Genomic DNA, 648 nt, shown 5'->3' with positions numbered 1-648 from the left:
CAAGCAAATCGACCTTGTTGAGCACCAACAATGGTGCGATGTTGAGTGTCTCTGCGGCCACTAAATAACGGTCGATAATGTTCAGTGATAGCTCAGGCAAGACAGACGAGACAATCACCATCTGATCGATGTTTGCCGCAACTGGTTTGAGGCCGTCGTAGTAGTCTGGGCGAGTCAGCATTGATGTACGTGGCTCTACGGCTTCAACAACACCTGAGATGCCTGCCATTGATTCAAGACCTTCACGCCAGAGCACTCGGTCACCGGAAACCAGAGACTCAATGCCGCGACGTAGGTTACAGCGTTGAACCTCGCCAGTTTCTAAATCTTCGATGTCAGCGTGCTGGCCAAAGCGAGTAATCACTAGACCCTGTTTACTTGCGCCAAGCATGTTCTCATCCCATTGGATGGACTCTTCTTGCTTTTTTAGGCGTTTTTGTTGGTTGCTGCGTACGCGGCGCACCTGACCTTTGGTTAACTTTTTCTTCTTTGCCACAATGTTTTACTTAGTGAGTTAACTCAAGCGATTGAGCTCGTTCTCGGCTCAAGTTCGTGAGTATCGTGTTTCAAGTATTTTCAGGTATAGTACCTCTTTTATCGATAAACAAATAGGCGGCGTAACCATGTCCTTTAGCGATCAAAACCTAA

Annotated in this window: 1 protein-coding gene and 1 pseudogene; one reads left to right on the top strand and one right to left on the bottom strand. The window is 47.4% G+C overall.

The features are described 5' to 3' along the window. Positions 1-496, bottom strand: a 496-nt coding sequence (rsgA, locus tag R7E00_RS23880; RefSeq protein WP_318124730.1) for a GTPase RsgA, incomplete at its 3' end; no start/stop codon positions are given. 76 nt (positions 497-572) lie between these two features. On the opposite strand from rsgA, the pseudogene R7E00_RS23875 reads away from it, so the two are divergent. Beyond that, a pseudogene (locus R7E00_RS23875) lies at positions 573-648 on the top strand (oligoribonuclease); the annotation flags it as partial.

This window comes from Vibrio sp. Vb1755, assembly GCF_033338635.1.
In the GTDB taxonomy this organism is placed as follows: domain Bacteria; phylum Pseudomonadota; class Gammaproteobacteria; order Enterobacterales; family Vibrionaceae; genus Vibrio; species Vibrio alginolyticus.
This window is presented reverse-complemented; position numbering and strand designations above follow the sequence as displayed.